This is a genomic window from Adlercreutzia faecimuris (assembly GCF_022669055.1).
Taxonomy (GTDB): domain Bacteria; phylum Actinomycetota; class Coriobacteriia; order Coriobacteriales; family Eggerthellaceae; genus Enterorhabdus; species Enterorhabdus faecimuris.
On the sequence record NZ_JAJMLW010000002.1, the window covers coordinates 123,002 to 142,544 of the forward strand.

Here is a 19,543-nt window from a genome sequence, read left to right on the forward strand (position 1 = left end):
GGAGTATAGCAGCGCCCGCGCCCCTTGCGCGGCCCGGGCCGCCAGCCGTTCCCGTCCGCTTACCCGGGGGCTGCCGCCCCGTGGTCGCGGGACGCGGCGGGCGGGGCGGGGATGGGCGCGTCCTCGTGCCCCGGATCTCGCGGCTGCGTGCGGGGGGCCGGCCTATAATCGTGGCGTCTGATGTGAAGGAGGCCCCATGTTTCGCCTGACTCCGATCCGCGTCCCCACTGCCGGCCCCTCGGCCCTTACCGTCCGCCTCGTCGCCCTCGTCGCGCTGGCCGTCCTGCTCGCCGGGTGCTCGGCGCCCGCGCCGGCGGGGCCGGGCGCCTCCGAGGGGCCGGCGCCCGAGGCTGCCGCGCCCTCCCCGGACGCGGAGGGCGCCTCGCTGGCCGAGGATCCCGCGCCCGCCTCCGCCGAGGCCCCGGCCGCGCCCGACCCGGCCGCCGCCACGCCCTCGACCGCCGGCGCGCTCCAGGTTCGGGGCGCGCGGCTCTGCGGCGCCGACGGCGCCCCGGTGCAGCTGCGCGGCGTGTCCACCCACGGGCTGGCGTGGTTCCCGCAGTACGTGAACCCCGCGCTCTTCGCCGAGCTGCGCGACGACTGGGGCGCCAACGTGGTGCGCCTGGCGCTCTACACCGCCGAGTACGGCGGGTGGTGCGCGGGCGGCGACCGCGAGGCGCTCGGCCGGCTCGTGCGCGACGGCGTGGCCTGGGCCGCCGACGCCGACCTCTACGCCATCGTCGACTGGCACGTGCTCTCCGACCAGACGCCGCTCGCCCACGCCGACGAGGCCGTGGCCTTCTTCTCCGTCGTCTCGGCCGACCTGGCCGGGCGCGACAACGTGCTCTACGAGATCTGCAACGAGCCCAACGGGTCGGTCACCTGGGACGATGTGCGGGCCTACGCCGAGCGCGTCATCCCCGCCATCCGCGCCAACGACCCCGACGCCGTCGTCATCGTGGGCACGCCCGAGTGGTCCCAGCGCGTGGACGAGGCCGCGGCGGCCCCGCTTGCGGGCGAGCTCGGCGACAACGTCCTCTACGCGCTGCACTTCTACGCGGCCACCCACCAGCAGCCGCTGCGCGACCGCCTGGCCGCGGCCGTGGCGGCGGGGCTGCCCGTGTTCGTGAGCGAGTTCGGCATCTGCGACGCGAGCGGCAGCGGCGCGGTGGACTACGCCTCGGCCGACGCGTGGGTGGCGCTCATGGACGAGCTCGGCGTGAGCTACGTGTGCTGGAACCTGTCGAACAAGGACGAGTCCTCGGCGCTCTTCCTGCCCGGCTGCGAGAAGGAGAGCGGCTTCACCGACGCCGACCTGTCCGCCGAGGGCCGCTGGCTGCGCGCGGTGCTCCGCGGCGAGGCCCCGCCCGCCGCCTAGAGCGCCGCGGCTATCGCGGCGGCGACGAACTGGTTGAGGGACTCCCGGCGCTCGGCGGCCGCGAGGGCCGCGCGCCGGTGCAGCTCCGGGTTCACGCGCACGTTGAAGGATCCCTTGAACGGCTTCTCGGGCTCCTTCCCCTTCTCCGCGCAGAAGGAGAGGTAGTCGTCCACGGCCGCGTGGAAGCGCGCCTCGACGTCCGAGGCGCCCTCGGCCTCGAAGAAGATGCCGTCCCGTATGCCCGCGACGGATCCGGTCAGGATCATCCGCTCTCCGTCGAACTCGACCGGGGCGGAATAGCCCTTGTAGCTCAGGACGTTACTCATCGTCGGCCTCCTCGCCGTAGAGGAACCGCGCCGCGTACCGGATGGCGCCGGCGCTCATCTCGTCGCCGGGATGCGGGCTGTGCATGATGAGCATGCGCCCGTCCCGCGGGCGGTAGAACCGGACGCGGGAGCCCGAGGTGCGCCCCTTCTGGTCTATCTCGTAGCCGTAGTGGCCCATGACCCTCGCGAAGTCGCTGAAGCGGAAGGCGCTCGGCTCAGACCTCAGCTTGGCCGCGAGCTTCTCGACGCGCGTCATCCCGGCTTCCTCATGGTAACTGAAAAACAGTTGCAAATCAAAGGGGGAGACGCGCGAGGGCGCGTCCGGCATGACGGCGGGAGAGGGGGGTGCTTTGGGAGGTGGGTGGCGCGGGGCATGGCGGCTCCTCTGCGTGTCGCGGCTCTCATGGCAGAGGATCTTGCGGGGCGGCGAGCGGTGTCGCAGCCGGCGTTCCGGCCCCCGTACTGGCTCTAGGGGCATGATAACACAAAACAAGAACAAATGATCGATATTCTTGAGAAGAAAAGCGGCTTCAACGAGGCCAACCTGTCCGCCGAGGGCCGCTGGCTGCGCGCGGTGCTCCGCGGCGAGGCCCCGCCCGCCGCCTAGGGCGCCGCGGCTATCGCGCCCCCGGCCGCCGCGGAGGCTTACGATTCTGTGAGATAGGGGCGGCGGGGGCCGGGAGATGGTATCGTGGGCGCAGCCTGAGGGAAGGGGGCTGCCGTGGCCATGGGGGCCGTCCGACATACCGCGCGCGTCGTCGCCATCGTCGTCGCCTGCCTCCTGGTGACGGCGCTTCTGGCCGTGGAGGCGCGCTACGCGGACGCCGCCGGCGTGCGGCGCGGGGCCGCGTCGCACGCGCCGGCGGCCGCGTGGGCCACGGGCGCCGAGGGCCCCGCGACGGCCGCGACGGCGCCCTCCCGGCGCGTGGTGGCGGCCGAGTACCTCTCCGAGGCGGCCGCCCTGGCGTCCTGGGCGGGCCATCCCGCCGCCCGGGGCGGCGCCTCGGCGCGCCTGGCGTGGGACGACCGCTGGCTGCTGGCCGACTCCTTCTCCTACAACCACGACCTGGCCCGGGCCTGCGCGGTGCTCTCCGCCGTGTGCAACGCCGAGTCGTGCTGGTACAGCGGCGCGGCGGGCGGCCGGCCCTTCGCCGAGCGAACGCTCGCGTCGCTGGGGTTCACCGCCATCCGCACCGACTCCTACGCCTGGCGCAGCAGCCTCCTCGACGAGGTGGGCGCCTTCCTCACCGGGTCGCACGAGGGGGTCGCCTACACCTTCGCGTCCAAGATGGTCGACGCGCCCGGGGAGGGGCCGGTCACCCTCGTGTTCGCGGGCGTGCGCGGCAGCTACGGCTTCGAGTGGCTCACCAACCTCAACCTGGGCGAGGGCCCCGATCACGACGGCTACCGCGCGGCCAAGGCGGAGCTCGCCCGCGCGCTTTCCGCCTACGTCGCCGACCTGGGCGCCGACCCGGCCTCCACGCGCATCCTGGTGACCGGCCACAGCCGCGGCGGGGCCGTGGCCAACCTGCTGGCCGCGGGGCTCGACGACCTGGCCGGGACGTCGCAGGTGCTCGCCCCGGCCTCGGGCGTGTTCGCCTACACCTTCGCCGCGCCGGCATCCACCCGCGCGGCGGGGAAGGGCTGCCACGGCAACATCTTCAACGTGGTGGGCGAGGGCGACCTGGTGCCGCGGCTGCCCCTGGCCAGCTGGGGCTACGGCCGCCACGGTGTGACGGTGACCATCCCGCGGGACGGCCGCGCGGCATCGGGCGGCGCGGCCGCCGCGGGAGCCGGCGACGCGCTCGGGCCGTCCGACGGCGCGCCCGCGGCCATGGCGGCCGCCTTCCGCGCCAACACCGGCGTGGGCTTCGACGCCGGCGGCGCCCGCCGCGCGGCCGACGCCCTCGACGCCTTCGAGGCCGAGGCGGCGGTCCTCACCGCCGACGACGGCACGCCGCCCGCCCCCGGCGAGCTCGCGTCCGCCCTGGGCGCCCTGGCCGCGCTCGACCCCGCGGCTGTCCTGGCCTCCCACTACCCCGACGCCTACATCGCCTGGCTCCAGTCCCTCGGCGAGGCCGACCTCGCCTTCGCCGCCTGAGGCCGCGTCCCGCCCCGCGCCCCGCTCGCGCGGCGGTAGAATGGGATCTCACGCCGGCCGCCTGGGGCCCGAGGGATCGGAGAGAGCTTGAACCTGTCGAAGTCGCGCTACACGCGCGGGACGCAGTGCCCGAAGATGCTGTGGATGGAGGCGCACCGCCCCGAGCTGTACGACGCCTCGGTCATGAATCAGGCCGTGCTCGCCGCGGGCAACGAGGTGGGCGACCTGGCCATGGGCTACTACGGCGCCTTCGTGGAGGTCCCCTTCCTCGAGCACGGGTTCCCCGCGATGGCAAGGCTCACCGAGCGCCTGATCGCGGCGGCGCTCGTCGCCCGGGCCGACGGGGGAGAGCCGGTGGACTGGGACGCGTGGCCCCTCGACGAGGCGGCGGCGCGGCAGGCCGCGGCCGAGCTGGCCGCGCAGGCGGCGGGCGCCGCGGGCGGCGAGCGTGCCGCGACTGCCGCCGGCGCGGCTTCCGGCGAGCACGCCCCGGTCGCCGACCCCCTGGCCGCGGCGGCCGCCCTCGCGGGGCGCCCCGTCATCTGCGAGGCCACCTTCGCGCTCGGCGGCGACCTCTGCATGGCCGACATCCTGCTCGTCGAGGCCGACGGCGTGCGGATGGTGGAGGTGAAGTCGTCCACCCACGTCCGCGACGTGTACCTGCACGACATGGCCTTCCAGCGCTGGGTGATCGAGGGCTGCGGCTACCGCGTGAAGTCCACCGCGCTCATGCACGTGGACGGCTCCTACGTGCGCGAGGGCGCCCTCGACGTGCGGGGGCTGTTCGCCGTGGAGGACCGCACCGAGGAGGTGCGCGCGCTCGCGGCCGGCGTCGCGGGGCGCGCGGCGCTGCTCAAGGCGGTGGCCGACGCGCCCGACGAGCCCGCGCTCGTGGCGCCCGACCGCGGCGTGCTCCAGCCGCTGCGGTCGTGGGCCGACTTCTGGGACGGCGGGGAGGGCGCGCCCGCGGCGCCGGCCGCGAGCGCGCCGCCCGATGCCCCCGCGCCGCTCGGCGGGGACGCGTCGCCCGAGGCCCCCGCGCTGCCGGCGGGCCGCCGGGCCGAGGTGCTCGCCTCCGTCCGCGCGCCGCGCGACATCGGCCCCCACTGCACGAGCCCGTATCCCTGCGGCTTTCGGGCCTGGTGCTGGCGCGCGGTGCCGCGCCCCGGCGTGTTCGACCTGGCCGGATGGCAGGCCGCCCGGCGCTTCCGCCTCTACGACGCCGGCGTGGCCACCCTCGACGACGTGGCCGCCGACGCGGGCCTGCGCCTCTTGGCGCTGCCCGCCCGCCAGCTCGAGGCGTGGACGACGGGCGCCGAGGTGATCGCCGACGCCCCGGCGCTGCGCCGCTTCCTCGACGGGCTGTGGTACCCGCTCGCCTTCCTCGACTTCGAGACGTTCCAGCAGGCGGTGCCGCCCTTCGACGGCACGCGCCCCTACGAGCAGATTCCCTCGCAGTTCTCGCTGCATATATATGAGGGGCCGAAGTCCCCGCTCGTCCACCGCGAGTTCCTGGTCGAGGCCGGCGCCGACCCGCGCCGCGCCGTGGCCGAGGCGCTCGTGGCCGCCGTGCCCGCGGGCGCCTGCGTGCTCGCCTACAACATGAGCTTCGAGAAGGCGGTCATCCGCGACCTGGCCGCGGCCTTCCCCGACCTGGCGGACGCGCTCGGCGCCATCCGCGGCAACGTGCGCGACCTCATGACGCCCTTCAGGTCCGGCGCCTGCTACGCGGCGGCCCAGGGCGGCTCGACGTCGATCAAGGCGGTGCTGCCGGCGCTGTTCCCGGACGACCCGGAGCTCGACTACCACGCGCTGCCGGGCGTGGCCAACGGCTCGGAGGCCATGGCCGCCTTCGCCGACCTGGTGGGCCTTCCGCCCGAGGAGGCGGCGGCCGTGCGCGCGGGGCTTCTGGCCTACTGCCGGCTGGACACGCTCGCCATGGTGCGCGTCTGGGAGCGCCTGCGCGAGCTGGCGGGGGAGTAGGGGCGCCGCGCGCGGCCCGGCGGCGGCCCCGGGGGGGCGGGCCGGCGCCCGCGTGGCGGAAAAACCGCTCTCGCTGTCCCGCCGATGGGACGCCCACGGCGCTTTTTCAGCGCTACAATGGCCAGAACACGACGAAGGGCGCGCCCGATGAGCGGCGCGCGGCCGGGAGGATGAGCCCATGAGCGAGATCAAGTGCCCCCACTGCGGGCAGCTGTTCACCGTCGACGAGGACGGCTACGCGGCGCTGGTGCGCCAGGTGCGCGACGGGGAGTTCCAGCGCGAGCTGGCGGCCCAGGCCGCGCGCATCGAGGAGGCGGCCGCCGCCCGCGAGCAGGCGGCGCTCGCCCGGGAGCAGGCCGGCGCCGGGGAGCGCCTGGCCGCCAAGGAGCGCGAGATCGCCGAGCTTCGGGCCAAGGCCCAGGCCGACGGCGCCGCGCGCGACGCGAGGATAGCCGAGCTCGCCGCCACCCTGGAGGGACGCGAGGCCGCCGCGGCCGCCGAGCGCGACCTGGCCGTGCGCCAGGCGCTCGACGCCCAGCGGGCCGATCTCGCCCGCGCCGAGCAGGAGCGCGACCGCCTGGCCGCGTCCCTCGACGCCCAGGCCGAGCGCGCCGCCCTCGAGCGCGACCTGGCGCTCGAGCGGGCCTCCGCCGAGGCCGACGAGGTCCGCCGCGCCGTGGAGCGCGAGCGCGACGAGATGGCCGCCGCCCTCGAGCGCGAGCGGCTCGAGGCCGAGCGCGCCGCCGCGGCCCAGGCCAGCGAGATGGCCGTCCAGCTGCGCGCCAAGGACGAGCTCATCGCCACCCGCGAGCGCGAGATCGACGACATCCGCCACATGCGCGCCGAGCTGTCGGTGAAGATGGTGGGCGAGAGCCTCGAGCAGTTCTGCGAGAACGAGTTCAACAAGCTGCGCGCCACCGGCTTCCAGTCCGCCGTCTTCGGCAAGGACAACGACGCGGCCGACGGCTCCAAGGGCGACTACATCTACCGCGAGCTGGACGCCGACGGCGCCGAGGTGGTCTCCATCATGTTCGAGATGAAGAACGAGGCCGACGACTCCACCCACCGCAAGCGCAACGAGGACCACTTCAAGAAGCTCGACGCCGACCGCCGTGCCAAGGGCTGCGAGTACGCGGTGCTCGTGTCGCTGCTCGAGCGCGACAGCGACTACTACAACACCGGCATCGTGGACGTGTCCTACGCCTCGGGCTACGAGAAGATGTACGTCATCCGCCCGCAGTTCTTCATCCCGATGATCACCCTCATCCGCAACGCGGCGCTGCGCTCGCTCGACTACCGCCGCCAGCTGGCCGAGGTACGTCAGCAGAACGTCGACGTGACCAACTTCGAGGAGCAGCTCGACACGTTCAAGGCCGGCTTCGGCCGCAACTTCGACCTGGCCCACCGCAAGTTCGAGGACGCCATCAAGGACATCGACGCCACCATCAAGAAGCTCCAGAAGATTCGCGACGAGCTGACGAGCTCGGACAACAACCTGCGGCTGGCCAACGACAAGCTGGGCAGGCTCACGGTCAAGCGCCTCACCCGCAAGAACCCCACGATGAAGGCGGCCTTCGCCGAGGCCGCTGAGCGTCGCGCGGCCGGCGAGCCCGCCGCCGACGCCTGGGAGGAGGAAGAGGACGACGCCGTCCTGGAGGCGGAGCTCCTGGAGGACTAGCGCCCGAGCGCGCGCCGCGCCCCCGAGAGCGCTTCCGCGCCTCCCTCCCGTCTCGAAAGCGCGCCGAGTGCTCCCCGGGGTCGTGGCGGCCGTCGCGCGTATCGGCAGCGCCCCCCGGGCCGTGCGGGTCCCTTCCCTCCCTTCGGTTTGTGGGCGTTTCGTGAAGGTCGCGGCCGCCTGATCGCCCGCCCGCGCGCCCGCGCCGTACCATCGCCTCCTCACCGCGACGTCGGCCGCCCCCGGGCGCCCCGACCGCTCCGGCGCATCGAACGAGCCGAGCCGCCGTGCCCCGTGGGGCGCCGCGCGTCTCCTGGGCCGCGTCCCCGCGGGACGGCCGCCCGCCTCCGGCTCGCGAACTCCCACAGCAGAAGAGAGACGAGGCCATGCCGCGCCCGCCGCGTCCCGGCCGGGGCGCGCGCCAGCATGGGCGGCGGGGAAGGAGGACGCGATGGAGCGGGAAGAGGAGAGGGACGTGGCGCCGGCCGCCCGCGGGGGCGCGATGGGCGGCGGAGGCGGGCTCGCCGGCGGGAGCGACCCGCGCCCGTGCGCGGGCGGCCCGGCCGCCGCCGAGGACGCCGTGGCCGAGGAGGAGCGGCGCCTGGCCGCCGTGACGGCCCAGCTGCGCGCGGCCCTGGCGCGGGCCGAGGGGCTCGCGGGCCGGGTGGGCGCCTCCTGGGCCGAGGCGTCCGCCGACCTCATGGCGTCGCGCGGCGAGCTCGCCCCCGAGGAGGCCGTCCACGGCAGCCTCGAGCTCGACCGCATGGGGCGCCAGGCGGCGCTCGCCGAGCAGTCGGCCGAGCGCATCGCCCGGCTCCTCGAGTCCCCCTACTTCGCCCGGGTCGACTTCGCCGCCGACGACGCCCCAGACGGCCCGCCCCTGGTCGCGTCCGTGGGCCGCTTCGCCTTCTCCTGGGAGGGCCGCCCCGTCATCTCGGACTGGCGCAGCCCGGTGGCCGGCCTGTTCTACGACTACGAGCCGGGGCCGGCGGCCTACGAGGCCCCCGCCGGGCGCCGGGAGGGCGTCCTTGTGCGCAAGCGCCAGGTCAAGGTGGAGGAGGGCCGCGTCGCCTGGGCCGTCGACACCGCCTCGAGCGTGCGCGACGAGGTGCTTGCCCGCGCGCTCGCCCAGGGCGGCGGCACGCGCATGCACGACATCGTGGCCTCCATCCAGCGCGAGCAGAACGCCGTCATCCGCGACGAGCGCCCGGGCACCCTCGTCATCCAGGGCGTGGCCGGCTCGGGCAAGACCTCCGTGGCGCTCCACCGCGTGGCCTACCTGCTCTACCGGCAGAAGGACCGCCTGAGCTCGCGATCGGTCGCCATCGTGTCCCCGAGCCGCGTGTTCGCCGACTACATCTCGGGCGTGCTGCCCGAGCTCGGCGAGGAGCCGGTGGCCCAGTGGAGCCTCCACGGCCTGGCCGAGCTCGCGCTCGGGGGCGTCGCGCGCGTCGAGCGGCCCCGCTCCTGGGCTGACGAGGCCGACCCAGCCCGCGCCGCGCGCGCCGCGGCGAAGGGGACCCAGGCCTTCGCCGACGGCCTCGTCGCCTGGCTCGCCGCCGTCACGGCGCCCGACGCGGCCGAGCCGCTGCTCGTCCCGCGCGACTTCGACCTGGGTTCCGCGACGGTGCCGGCGGCCTGGCTCGCCGAGCGCTTCGCCTCCCTCGGCGCCATCCCCGTGGCCGAGCGGCTCGGCATCCTGGCCGGCGACGCCCTCGCCCAGGCGTCCGCGGCCAGCTTCGGCCGGGCAGCCGCGGCCCTGCCCACCCGCCGCGAGGTGCGCGCCCGGCTGCTGCGGATGCTGCGCGCCCGGGACGCGCGGGCCCTCTACCGGCGCTTCCTGGCCGACACGGGCCGCAGCGCGCTTCTCCACGAGCCGGCGCGCGGCACGGTGGAGTGGGAGGACGCCTTCCCGCTTCTGCTCTGCCGCCTGGCGCTGGAGGGGCCGCCCCGCGCGCCGGAGCTCGCCGCCGTGCGCCATCTGGTCGTCGACGAGATGCAGGACCTCACGCCGGTGCAGCACGCCGCCCTGGCGCGGCTCCTTCCCTGCGACAAGACGCTTCTGGGCGACGTCAGCCAGGTCGTGGACGGGCGCGCGCCCGTGGCGCCCGAGGCCGTGGCCGCCGCCTACCCGGGCGCGCGGACGGTGCGGCTCACGCGCAGCTACCGGTCGACCTTCGAGATCGCCCAGCTGGCCGCGCGGGTGCGCCCTGACGCGGGGCTCGAGCCGGCCCCGCGCCACGGCGAGCCGCCGCGCCTCATCCGCTGCGGCGACACGCGCGGGGCCGTGGACGCCGTCGGGCGCGCCGTGGGGGCGTGGCGGGCGGCGGGCGGGCGCACCCTGGGCGTCGTGTGCAAGTCGGATCTGCTGGCCGCGCGCTACGCCGCGGTGCTGGCCGCGGAGCACCCGGTGACGCTCGTCACCGACGAGACCGACGCCTTCCCGGCCGGCATCGCCGTGTGCCCGGTGCGGCTGGCCAAGGGCCTCGAGTTCGACGACGTGGTGATCCTGGACGCCGACGCGCGCCTCTACGCGACCGAGGCCGACCGCGGCCTGCTCTACGTCGCCGTCACCCGCGCGATGCACCGGCTCACCGTCCTCTACCGCGACGAGCCCTCGCCGTTTCTGGCTTGAGGGAAGGCGCCGGCCCCAAGGCCGCCCGTCGCGCGCACCGGTAGTGCCCTCCGGGTCGTGCGGGCCTCGCGTTGGGTTCGGCGCGGTCGGCTCACGGGTCGGGGCCTGCCCGCCGGGGCTCGGGTATACTGTCCCACCGAGGGGAAGGGAGGCCGCATGGGCGAGACGCTGACCGACGAGCAGGCGCGCGAGCGCCTGGCGCGCTTCGAGGCGGTGCTGGCCGGGCTCGTGGACGAGCAGGAGCGCACCGCGGCCGAGCTCGAGCGCCTGCGCGCCGCGGGCCGGACGCGCACGGCCACCTACCAGCAGCTGGCGGGCCGCAAGCTCGCCCTGCGCACGGCCGCCTCGCTGTTCGAGGCCCAGGGCCTGCTCTGAGCACACGCCCGCGCCGAGCGGGGGAGAGGAGGGCCCATGGCCCGCGACTGGATAGACGGCTACCTGATGGGCCTGCCCGGCTGCGAGAAGGACTGGAAGGCCGAGTGGGAGTGGTGGCGCTACCAGGTGGGCGGGAAGCTCTTCGCCGCCACCATGACGCCGGGCCCGTCCCACGACGCCGCCTACGCGGAGCGCGACCTGATCTCGCTCAAGTGCGACCCGGCCTGGGCCGAGGCCCTGCGCGCCGAGCACGAGGGCATCCTGCCGGGCTTCTACGCCGACAAGCGCCACTGGATATCGATCGACCTGGCCAGCGCCGTGCCCGATGATTTGCTGCGCGAGCTCATCGACCACTCCCACGCGCTCGTCCTCGCCAAGCTGACGAAGCGGGCCCAGCGCGAGATCCTCGGCCAGGACGCCTAGGGCCGCGCGTCAGCCGCCCTCCGCGTTCGCCGCGCCCTCTCGCCCGCCGCGCCCGCCCCGGCGCGGTGGGCCGCTACTCCCCGCGCCCGGCGCGGTAGCGGGCGAGCGCCTCGTCGTAGCTGCCGGCCACGCGGCGGTAGCGGATCGTGTAGCCGGCGGTCGCCGCGGCCAGCACGGCCAGGTAGATGGCGCAGAAGCCCACCCACGGCCCGATGTCCCCCATGGGGAACCACGCGCCGAGCCACGCGCACAGGACGAGCGCCGGCAGCGCCGTCGCGCCGAAGCCGAGCACGCGGGCGGGGTAGGCGAGGCGCCGGATGAGGGCGCCCGAGAACCAGAGCATCTGCAGCGCGGCGAGCAGCGCGCAGGCGAGCAGGAGGGTGAGCGCGTAGAGGATGCCCGGCTCGGGCCCCGCGAAGGCGAGCCCGGCCAGCGACCAGAGCCCCATCGTGACGGTGAACAGGACGCAGAAGGTGACGGCGGCGCGCTTGGCGGCTGATCTCATGGCGCTTCCTCTCTGACGGGGGGGGGCGGACGGGGCGGGCTCGGCTACAGGCCGATCTTGGCCCGGAAGGCGGGGGCGAACTGACGCGAGGCGATGACCGACTCGCCGTTTCCCAGCACGAGCTCGAGCCGGGCGCCCGGGTAGGGCCTCAGGGCGCGGACGTGGTCGAAGTTCACGAGCAGCGTGCGCGACGCGCGCAGGAACTCCGTGCCCGCCAGGCGCTCCTCCAGCTCGGCCAGGCGCAAGGGGCACTCGATGACGCCGTCGGCGCCGTAGAGGAAGCAGGCGCCGTCCACCGACTCGGCGTAGAGCACCTGGGCGGCGTCGACGATGACGAGCGCCCCGTCGGCGATGCCGGTGAGGCGCCTGTCGAGCGCGCCCACGGCGGCGACGATGGCCTGGACGCGCCCGTCGACGGCGCGGCAGGTGACGCGCACCTCCACCTCGTCGGCGTCGGGGCGCTCCTCGACGGTGATCCTCATGGGGCTCCTTTGGGTCGCGGGGTCGGGCAGGGCCGCCCGGCGCGCTCCTCGCCGCCGGGCGGCCCCAGTGTGCCGCGCCCGCCCGCCGCGCGCAAGCGGCCCGCGGCCGACCTGCACCAGGCGGCCCCCGAGCTGCATGCCCGCCGCGCCGCGGGCCCTAGAGCGCGCCCTCGGGCCCGCGCCCGCCTGCCGCGGCCCGCCCCCGCTCCCGCCGGCTGGCCGCGGGCGCGCCGTCCCCCTCCCCGTCGAGGTGGCGCAGGCTCGGCGTCGCGAGCGCCCATAGGGTCACGGCCAGCCAGCAGCCGACCAGGACGAGCGCCGCCAGGGGCGCGCCGCCGGCCTCGGTCACCGCGGAGCTGGCGAACACGGCCGCGGGGGCGGCCGCCAGCGTGAGCGAGTTCTGGGTGCCGAGCGCCGCGCCGCGGCGGTCGGCGGGGATGCGGTCGAAGGCGAAGAACCCGAGCAGGGCCGACGCTGGCCCGGCGGACAGGCCCACCGCCAGCGCGCCGGCCAGCATCACGGGGAAGGAGGCGAGCGAGCCCAGCACGGCCACGCCCACGGCGATGCCGGAGAGCGAGGCGATGAGCCAGGTGCGGCGGCGCAGGCGGTGCGCGAGCGCGGAGTAGGCGAGCGAGCTCACCAGCATGCCGGCGGACAGGGCCGACAGCACGAAGCCGAGCAGCTCGGGCGTGCCGGCGGCGGTGAAGTGCACGGGCAGCACGAGCCCCTGGAACGACCCCATCACCATGATGATGCCGAAGGTGAGCAGCGTGGAGCTGCGCAGCAGGGCGTCGTCGCGGAAGAGCACGCGCACGCCGTCGCGCAGGGCCGCCACGGCGCCGGAGGCGATGCCGCCCCGCCCGCCGGCCGGCGCGGCCGCCCCGTCGCCGACGCGCCCGATGGAGCGGGGCAGCGTGAGCGTCACGAGCGCCGCGGCCAGCGACAGGGCCGCGGTGAGCCAGAGCGCGCTCACGCCGCCGGTCAGCGTCAGCAGGAAGGCGGCCAGCGCCGGCCCCGCGATGGCGGTGAGCGACTCGACGGACTGGCTCATCCCCATGAACTTCTGGAGGCTGCGGTAGTCGTGGTCGCACACGGCCGGCAGCAGGGCGTCGCGGGCGGTCATGCCGGGGATGTCGCCGACGGCGCCGAGCAGGCCGAGCGCCACGAACCAGCCGAAGTCGAGCCCGACCGTCATGTCGACGACGGGCAGCAGCGCCACGCTCGCCGCCGACAGCACGTCGGAGGCGATGGAGACGTCGCGGCGGTTGAGGCGGTCGATGAGCGCGCCGCCCACCAGGCCGATGAGCATCTGGGGCAGCGCGCAGATGAGGGCGAGCGTGCCGGCGGCGAGCGCGTCGCCGGTGGTGGCCAGCAGCACCAGCGGCAGGATGACGCCGGCGACGGAGTTGCCCAGCAGGGAGAGCGCGCAGGAGAGCAGGTAGCGCGGCGATACCTTGGAGCGAAGGGTCATGGTCAGGTTCCTCCCCGATGCGGTTACGTCGGAAGGGGAGTTAAGACTATGACGCTACGTCGGGGTCAAGCGGCTTGTGGCGAGGTTGTGGAGACGCGGCCCCGGCGCAGGGGCCGCCGCGCCCCGCGTCCCGCGCCGGCGTGCGTGATTCGCCGCGGCCCCGCCGCGATCCGCGCCCCGCCGCGCTAGCCGGCCCGCTCGCGCAGGGCGTCCTCGATGGCGCGCTCGATGCGCGCGGCCACGTCGCGCTGGGCCTCGTTGAGCCCCGCGCTGTCCGCCTCCTCCAGCAGCCGCTCGCCCTCGGTGGCCGGCCGCAGCCAGTTGGCCGGGTCGAAGCAGGCGATGACGGGCCCCAGCGCCTCCAGCGCGTCGGCGGCGAGCGCCGCGCGCTCCCACTCGGGCGCGTCGGGGGCCAGCCGCCCCATGCGCGCGTCGAGGGCCTCCACGGCGCGGGCCACCTGGGCGTCGGCCAGGGCGGCGCCCACGCGCTCGAGCTCGGCCACGTCGGCGTCCCCGTAGACGTGGCCCGCGATGAGCAGCGCCGCGCGGTCCTCCTCGGTGAGGCTCTCGAGCGCGGCGTCGCCCGCCAGCAGGCGCACGGCGCGGGCGAAGGGCGGCGGCAGGTCGGGGCGCAGCCGCTCGGCGCGCAGGGCGGCGATGGTGCGCCGCTGGGCCTCCAGGCGGGATATCTCCTGCTCGAGCTCGCGGTCGAGCTCGGCGAGCGGGTCGTCGGCCGCCTCGGCCCCGGCGTCCATCTCCTCCATCACCGCGCCCACGCGGGCAAGCGGGAACCCCAGGGACGCGAGTCGCCGGATCCGCAGCACCCGGGCCACGTCGGCTGGCGCGTAGTCGCGGTAGCCGTTGGCCGCGCGCGGCGGCTCGGGCAGAAGCCCCAGGGCGTGGTAGTGCCGAAGCGTCCGCACGCTCACCCCGGCCATCCGCGCCACCTCGTTGCTCCGCATGGGCCCTCCCGCCTCCGTCGTCGCCTTCCTCCCCCTATCCTACCCGCTGATGGGCTATGCTGGGGCGAGAAAGGGCGAGGGCGCGCGGCCGGAGGGCCGAGGCGCGCCGGGAGGGAGGCGCCGGGCATGGGCCGATCTGCGGGGAGGAGGGCGGGCGAGGCGGCCCGCGCGGCGCTGCCCGGGCTCGCGGGGGAGTGGTTCGCCGGCGCCTTCGAGGCGCCCACGCCGGTGCAGGCCCGGGCGTGGGAGGCCATCGCGCGGGGGGACGACGCGCTGGTCATCGCCCCGACGGGCTCGGGCAAGACGCTCGCCGCCTTCCTCTTCGCCATCGACCGGCTCATGGGCGAGAAGGCGGCGGCCGCGGCGGCAGGGGAGCGCTGGGCCCGCGGCGTGCGGGTGCTCTACGTGTCGCCGATGAAGGCGCTCGGCGCCGACGTGGAGAAGAACCTGCGCGGGCCGCTTGACGCCATCGCCGGGCTCGCCGCCGCCTCGGGCGGCCCCGCGCCCGAGGTGCGCACGGCCATGCGCACGGGCGACACCACGGCCGAGGAGCGCCGCAAGATCGTCCGCAACCCGCCCGACATCCTCATCACCACGCCCGAGTCGCTCTACCTCATGCTCACCTCCCAGGCCCGCGAGGCGCTGCGCGCGGTGGAGACGGTCATCGTCGACGAGGTGCACGCCCTGGCCGGCGACAAGCGCGGGGCGCACCTGGGGATCTCCCTCGAGCGGCTCGACGACCTCCTGCCCGCCCCGGCCCAGCGCGTCGGGCTGTCGGCGACGGTGCGGCCGCGCGACGAGGTGGCGCGCTTCCTCGGCGGCGCGCGCCCGGTGACGGTGGTGGCCCAGGAGGAGCCGCCCTGCCTCGATATGGAGGTGCGCGTGCCGGTGCGCGACATGACGGCGGTGCCCGCCCTCGGCCGCGGCGCCGGGCGCGCCCCGCGCCGGGCGCCGGCTGAGGAGGCGTGGAAGTCGGACCGGGCCCTGCGCGCGGCCCTGGGCGCGGGGCCGGCGGACCACCCCGACAGCCGGCTTGGCTCGTCGTCCATCTGGCCGCACATCGAGGCGGCCATCTTGGACGAGGTGCTCGCCCACCGCTCGACCATCGTCTTCGTGAACTCCCGCGGCCTGGCCGAGAAGCTGACCGCGCGCCTGAACGAGCTCTACGCCCGCCGCCTGGGCGCCGACGCGCCGCGCTCGGAGCCGGCGGGCTGGTGGACGGGCACGGGCGGCCAGGACGCCGCCGGCGCCGACGCGGGGCTGCCGGGGCCGGGCATGCGCTCGGACATGGGCGGGACCACGGGCCAGGCCCAGGGCGCCCCGGCGCTCGTCGCCAAGGCCCACCACGGGTCGGTGTCCAAGGAGAAGCGCCTGGCGGTGGAGCGCGAGCTCAAGGCGGGCGAGCTGCCCTGCGTGGTGGCCACCGCGAGCCTCGAGCTCGGCATCGACATGGGCTCCATCGACCTGGTCATCCAGGTGGCCGCGCCGCCGTCGGTGGCGAGCGGGCTGCAGCGGGTGGGCCGCGCCAACCACCAGGTGGGCGGCCGCTCGCGCGGGCTCGTCTACCCGCGCACGCGCACCGAGGTGGTGGACGCCGCCGTCATGGCCGAGGGCATGCGCGCCGGGGCCATCGAGGCCACGCGCCTGGTGTCGTGCCCGCTCGACGTGCTGGCCCAGCAGACGGTGGCCGCCGTGGCCATGGCCCCCGAGGGCCTGGCCGCCGACGCGTGGTTCGCCACCGTCACGCGCGCGGCCAACTTCTCCGCCCTGCCGCGGGCGGCCCTCGACGGGGTGATCGCCATGCTGGCCGGCCGCTACGGGTCGGGGGACGTGGCCGAGTTCGCGCCGCGCATCCTCTGGGACGGCGAGGCGGGGCTCATGCGGCCGCTGCCCGGGTCCCAGCGCCTGGCCGTCACCGCCGCCGGCACCATCCCCGACCGCGGCATGTTCCCGGTGGTGCTGCCCGAGGGCGACGCGCGCCAGGGGCGCCGGCGGGTGGGCGAGCTCGACGAGGAGATGGTGATGGAGTCGCGGGTGGGCGACGTGATCGCGCTCGGGACGAGCACCTGGCGCATCCGCGAGATCGGCGCCGACCGCGTGATGGTGGAGCCGGCCCCCGGCCGCGCGGCGCGCCTGCCCTTCTGGCACGGCGACGCGCCGGCGCGCCCGGCCGAGGCGGGCCGGGCGCGCGGGGCCTTCCTGCGCGCCGCCGACGCCGCGCTGCGCCCGGGCGCGGGCGACGAGGCGCCCGCCTTCGACGACGTCTTCGAGCGGCGCCTGGCCGACGCCGGGCTCGACGGGCACGCCCGCGGCAACCTGGCGGCCCTGCTCGCCGCCCAGCGCGCCGCCACGGGCGCGGTGCCCACCGACCGCGTGCTCGTCGTCGAGCAGTGCGCCGACGAGACGGGGGACTGGCGCGTCATCCTGCACTCGCCGCTCGGGCGGCGCGTCCACGAGCCCTGGGCGCTCGCCGTGGCGCGGCGCGCCCGGGCCGAGCTGGGCTTCGACTGCCAGGCGGCCGCGGCCGACGACGGCATCGTGGTGCGCGTGCCGATGACCGCCGAGGCGCTGCCCGGGGCGGACCTGTTCCTGTTCGGCCCCGACGAGGCGGAGGCGGTCGTGCGCGAGGCCGTGGGCGACACGGCGCTGTTCGCCGCGCGTTTCCGCGAGTGCGCGGCCCGCGCGCTGCTCATGACCCCCGCCGCCCCGGGCCGGCGCGCGCCCCTGTGGCAGCAGCGCCTGCGCGGCGGCCAGCTCCTCGAGGCGGCGCGGCGCGAGCCGGGCTTCCCCCTCATCCTGGAGGCCGCCCGCGAGTGCCTGGCCGAGGCCTTCGACCTGCCGGCCCTGCGCGAGGCCCTGGCGGCCCTGGCCGCCGGCACGGTGCGCCTGGCCGAGGCCCGCACGGCGGTGCCCTCGCCCTTCGCCGCGCCGCTCGTCTTCGGGTACCTGGCCGAGCACCTCTACGAGGGCGACCTGCCCCATGCCGAGCGCCGCGCGTCGCTCCTGTCCGTCGACCCCGCGCTTCTGGGCGAGCTCCTCGGCGGCGGGTCGGCCGCCGACGCGCTCGACCCGGAGGCGGTGGCCGAGGTGGAGTCCGAGCTGCAGCGCACCGCGCCGCACCGCCGCGCCCGCGGCCCCGAGGGCGCCTCCGAGCTCTTGCGCCAGCTCGGGCCCCTCACCGCCGAGGAGGTGGCGGCGCGCCTCCGCCCGCCCGCCGGCGAGGCGGCCCCGGTCGGGGCTGACGAGGCCGATCTTCCGGCGGGTGACGCCCCGGCGAGCCTCGCCGACGCCCTCGGCGCCCTGCGCGCCCTCGAGGACGCGCGCCGCGCGTTCCCCACGCTCATCGGCGGCGAGGAGCGCTGGGCGGCCGCCGACGACGCGGCGCGCCTGCGGGCGGTCGCGGGCGCCCCCGTCCCCGCCTGGGCCCTCGCCGCGACGCTGCCCGCCGCGGGCCCGCTGGACGCGGACGGCCCCGCCCCCGCCGAAGCGCCGCGCCCCCTCGACGCCCTCGTCGCCCGCTTCGCCCGCACCCACGCGCTCTTCGGCCCCGACGACGTCGCGGCCGCCCTCGGCCTGGGCCCCGCTCTCGTCGCCGAGCCCCTCGAGCGCCTCGCCTCCGAGGGGCGCCTCGTGCGCCTGGGCGGCGGCCGCTGGGCCGACGCCGGCGTGCTGCGGCGCCTGCGCGCCCGCTCGCTCTCCCGCGCGCGGGACGCCGTGCGCCCCGTGCCGGCCGCGGCCTACGCGTCGCTCCTGCTCGACCGCCAGGGCGTCCCGGCCGCCGGCCAGGCGCCCGCCCTGCGCGGCGTCGACGGCGTGGCCCAGGTGATCGCCCAGTTCGAGGGCGCCTTCCTCCCGATGGCCCTGTGGGAGTCCGAGGTGCTGCCCGCCCGGGTGCCCGACTACCGCCCCGCTATGCTCGACGAGCTCGTCGCCTCGGGCGAGGTCCTGTGGGCGGCCGAGCTCCCCGCGCAGGCGGCGCCCGCCCGCCCCGGCCGGGGCGCCTCCGCGGCGCCGGGCCCGGCGCGCATCGCGCTCTTCCCGACGGACTCGCCGCTCGCGCCCCTGGCGGCCGGCTGGGGCGACGTCCCTGCCGAGGAGGCCGTCCCCGAGCCCGGCGCCCCCGACTCCGCCGCGCCCACCGTGGCCGGCGCCGTGCGCCGGGTGCTGGCTGCGGAGGGCCCGTGCCCGCTTGCCCGCGTCGTCGAGGGCGCCCGCCGCGCGCTGGCGCCCGAGGAGCCCTCCGAGCGCGCCGTCGCCGAGGCGCTCGCGGCGCTCGCCTGGGCAGGGGAGGCCACGGCCGACGGGCTCGCCCTGCCGCGCGCCGGCGGCCTGGCCCCCGAGCCCGCGTCCGCCGCCCGCTCGGGCGGCCAGGAGCCGCCCGCCCGCCGCCGCGCGTCGAGCCGCCGCGGCCGGGGCGGCGCCTGGGCCGCGGCCAAGGCGCAGGCCCGCTCGGCCGTCGTCGCCCGCCAGGGGGCCCGCGCGGCCCTCGACGCGGCGCTCGCGGGTCGCTGGTCGCTGCTCGCCCCGGCGCCCGGCGGCGACACCCTGCGCGCCGTGGCGCTCGCCGAGTCGGCTCTCGACCGCTACGGCGTCGTCACGCGCGACACGGCGCTCCTGGCTGGGGTGCCGGGCGGCCTGCCCTCCCTCATGCCGGTGCTGCGTCGCATGGAGGAGACGGGAGAGCTCGTGCGCGGCCCCTTCGTCGCGGGCCTGGGCCCGGCCCAGTTCGCCGAGCGCGAGACGGTGGAGGCCCTGCGCGCCCGCGCCGCCGAGCTCGCGGCCGCCCCGGCGGGCCCCGCCCCCGTCACCGTGCTCGCCGCCGACGACCCGGCCTGCCTCCTCGGCGCCGCCGTCCCCTGGCCCGACCCCGCCGCCCTGCGCGGGCCCGCCACCCCAGACGCCCCGGCCTTCCCGCGCCCGAGCCGGCGGGAGGGCGCGCTCGTGGCGCTCGCGGCCGGCGAGCCCGTCCTCTGGGCGGCCCCGCGCCTCAAGTCGCTCATCGCCTTCACGGACGACGCGGGCCTGCTCGCCGCCGCGGCCCGCGCCCTCGTCGGCGCCATGCGCGCCCGGCTCGGGCGCGAGGGCCCGGCCGCCGCGCGCCGCAAGGTGGTCGTCGAGGCGGTGAACGGCGAGCCCGTCCTCGACACGCCGCTCGCCGCCGCCCTCCAGGACGCCGGCCTCGTCCGCCTCCCCGAAGGCCTGCGCCTCTACGCCGACCCGTTCTAGG

At 77.0% G+C, this 19,543-nt stretch carries 14 protein-coding genes; 8 read left to right on the top strand and 6 right to left on the bottom strand.

Going from position 1 to position 19,543, the window contains the following annotated elements:
• Nucleotides 1–196: 196 nt before the first annotated feature.
• Nucleotides 197–1,378 carry a glycoside hydrolase family 5 protein gene (locus LPT13_RS05715; protein WP_242164497.1) on the top strand — a complete coding sequence of 394 codons (1,182 nt, stop codon included), beginning with the start codon at nt 197–199 and terminating at the stop codon, nt 1,376–1,378.
• On the opposite strand, the gene LPT13_RS05720 is transcribed toward LPT13_RS05715, so the two are convergent.
• Nucleotides 1,375–1,704 carry a type II toxin-antitoxin system HicB family antitoxin gene (locus LPT13_RS05720; protein ID WP_242164499.1) on the bottom strand — a complete coding sequence of 110 codons (330 nt, stop codon included), beginning with the start codon at nt 1,702–1,704 and terminating at the stop codon, nt 1,375–1,377. The two genes, LPT13_RS05715 and LPT13_RS05720, sit on opposite strands and share 4 nt — an antisense overlap.
• Nucleotides 1,697–1,960 carry a type II toxin-antitoxin system HicA family toxin gene (locus LPT13_RS05725; RefSeq protein ID WP_242164501.1) on the bottom strand — a complete coding sequence of 88 codons (264 nt, stop codon included), beginning with the start codon at nt 1,958–1,960 and terminating at the stop codon, nt 1,697–1,699. The genes LPT13_RS05720 and LPT13_RS05725 overlap by 8 nt, the downstream gene beginning before the upstream one ends.
• Before the next feature lie 471 nt (nt 1,961–2,431).
• Here LPT13_RS05725 and LPT13_RS05730 point away from each other — a divergent pair, with 471 nt between their 5' ends.
• The 6 genes from LPT13_RS05730 to LPT13_RS05755 all read left to right on the top strand — a co-directional run bounded on the left by LPT13_RS05730 (nt 2,432) and on the right by LPT13_RS05755 (nt 10,896).
• A complete protein-coding gene (locus tag LPT13_RS05730) occupies nt 2,432–3,805 on the top strand; it encodes a lipase family protein (RefSeq protein WP_242165333.1) in 1,374 nt (457 codons plus the stop codon).
• 87 nt (nt 3,806–3,892) lie between these two features.
• Nucleotides 3,893–5,788, top strand: coding sequence for a DUF2779 domain-containing protein (locus LPT13_RS05735; protein ID WP_242164503.1), 1,896 nt, complete (start codon nt 3,893–3,895; stop codon nt 5,786–5,788).
• 178 nt (nt 5,789–5,966) lie between these two features.
• Nucleotides 5,967–7,466: a DUF2130 domain-containing protein gene (locus LPT13_RS05740; RefSeq protein WP_242164504.1), complete on the top strand. Its 1,500-nt coding sequence runs from the start codon at nt 5,967–5,969 to the stop codon at nt 7,464–7,466.
• A 448-nt stretch (nt 7,467–7,914) separates the two neighbouring features.
• Nucleotides 7,915–10,098, top strand: a complete 2,184-nt coding sequence (locus LPT13_RS05745; protein ID WP_242164506.1) for a HelD family protein — start codon at nt 7,915–7,917, stop codon at nt 10,096–10,098.
• Between the two features lie 156 nt (nt 10,099–10,254).
• On the top strand, nt 10,255–10,473 hold the full coding sequence (locus tag LPT13_RS05750; protein WP_242164508.1) for a hypothetical protein: 219 nt from the start codon (nt 10,255–10,257) through the stop codon (nt 10,471–10,473).
• 36 nt (nt 10,474–10,509) lie between these two features.
• Nucleotides 10,510–10,896, top strand: coding sequence for an MmcQ/YjbR family DNA-binding protein (locus LPT13_RS05755; protein WP_242164509.1), 387 nt, complete (start codon nt 10,510–10,512; stop codon nt 10,894–10,896).
• Nucleotides 10,897–10,969: 73 nt separating this feature from the next.
• Here the strand turns inward: LPT13_RS05755 and LPT13_RS05760 are convergent, their stop codons facing one another.
• The 4 genes from LPT13_RS05760 to LPT13_RS05775 form a co-directional block, all read right to left on the bottom strand.
• The gene (locus tag LPT13_RS05760; RefSeq protein WP_242164511.1) at nt 10,970–11,401 is read right to left on the bottom strand and encodes a hypothetical protein; all 432 of its coding nucleotides are present in this window, start codon (nt 11,399–11,401) and stop codon (nt 10,970–10,972) included.
• Nucleotides 11,402–11,445: 44 nt separating this feature from the next.
• Nucleotides 11,446–11,883 (bottom strand): LytTR family DNA-binding domain-containing protein, encoded by a 438-nt coding sequence (locus LPT13_RS05765; RefSeq protein ID WP_242164513.1) that lies wholly within the window; start codon nt 11,881–11,883, stop codon nt 11,446–11,448.
• A 157-nt stretch (nt 11,884–12,040) separates the two neighbouring features.
• Nucleotides 12,041–13,354 (bottom strand): MFS transporter, encoded by a 1,314-nt coding sequence (locus tag LPT13_RS05770; RefSeq protein WP_242164516.1) that lies wholly within the window; start codon nt 13,352–13,354, stop codon nt 12,041–12,043.
• 185 nt (nt 13,355–13,539) lie between these two features.
• Nucleotides 13,540–14,316, bottom strand: coding sequence for a MerR family transcriptional regulator (locus tag LPT13_RS05775; RefSeq protein WP_242164518.1), 777 nt, complete (start codon nt 14,314–14,316; stop codon nt 13,540–13,542).
• A 126-nt stretch (nt 14,317–14,442) separates the two neighbouring features.
• On the opposite strand from LPT13_RS05775, the gene LPT13_RS11695 reads away from it, so the two are divergent.
• On the top strand, nt 14,443–19,542 hold the full coding sequence (locus LPT13_RS11695; RefSeq protein WP_277926937.1) for a DEAD/DEAH box helicase: 5,100 nt from the start codon (nt 14,443–14,445) through the stop codon (nt 19,540–19,542).
• Nucleotide 19,543 lies beyond the last annotated feature (1 nt).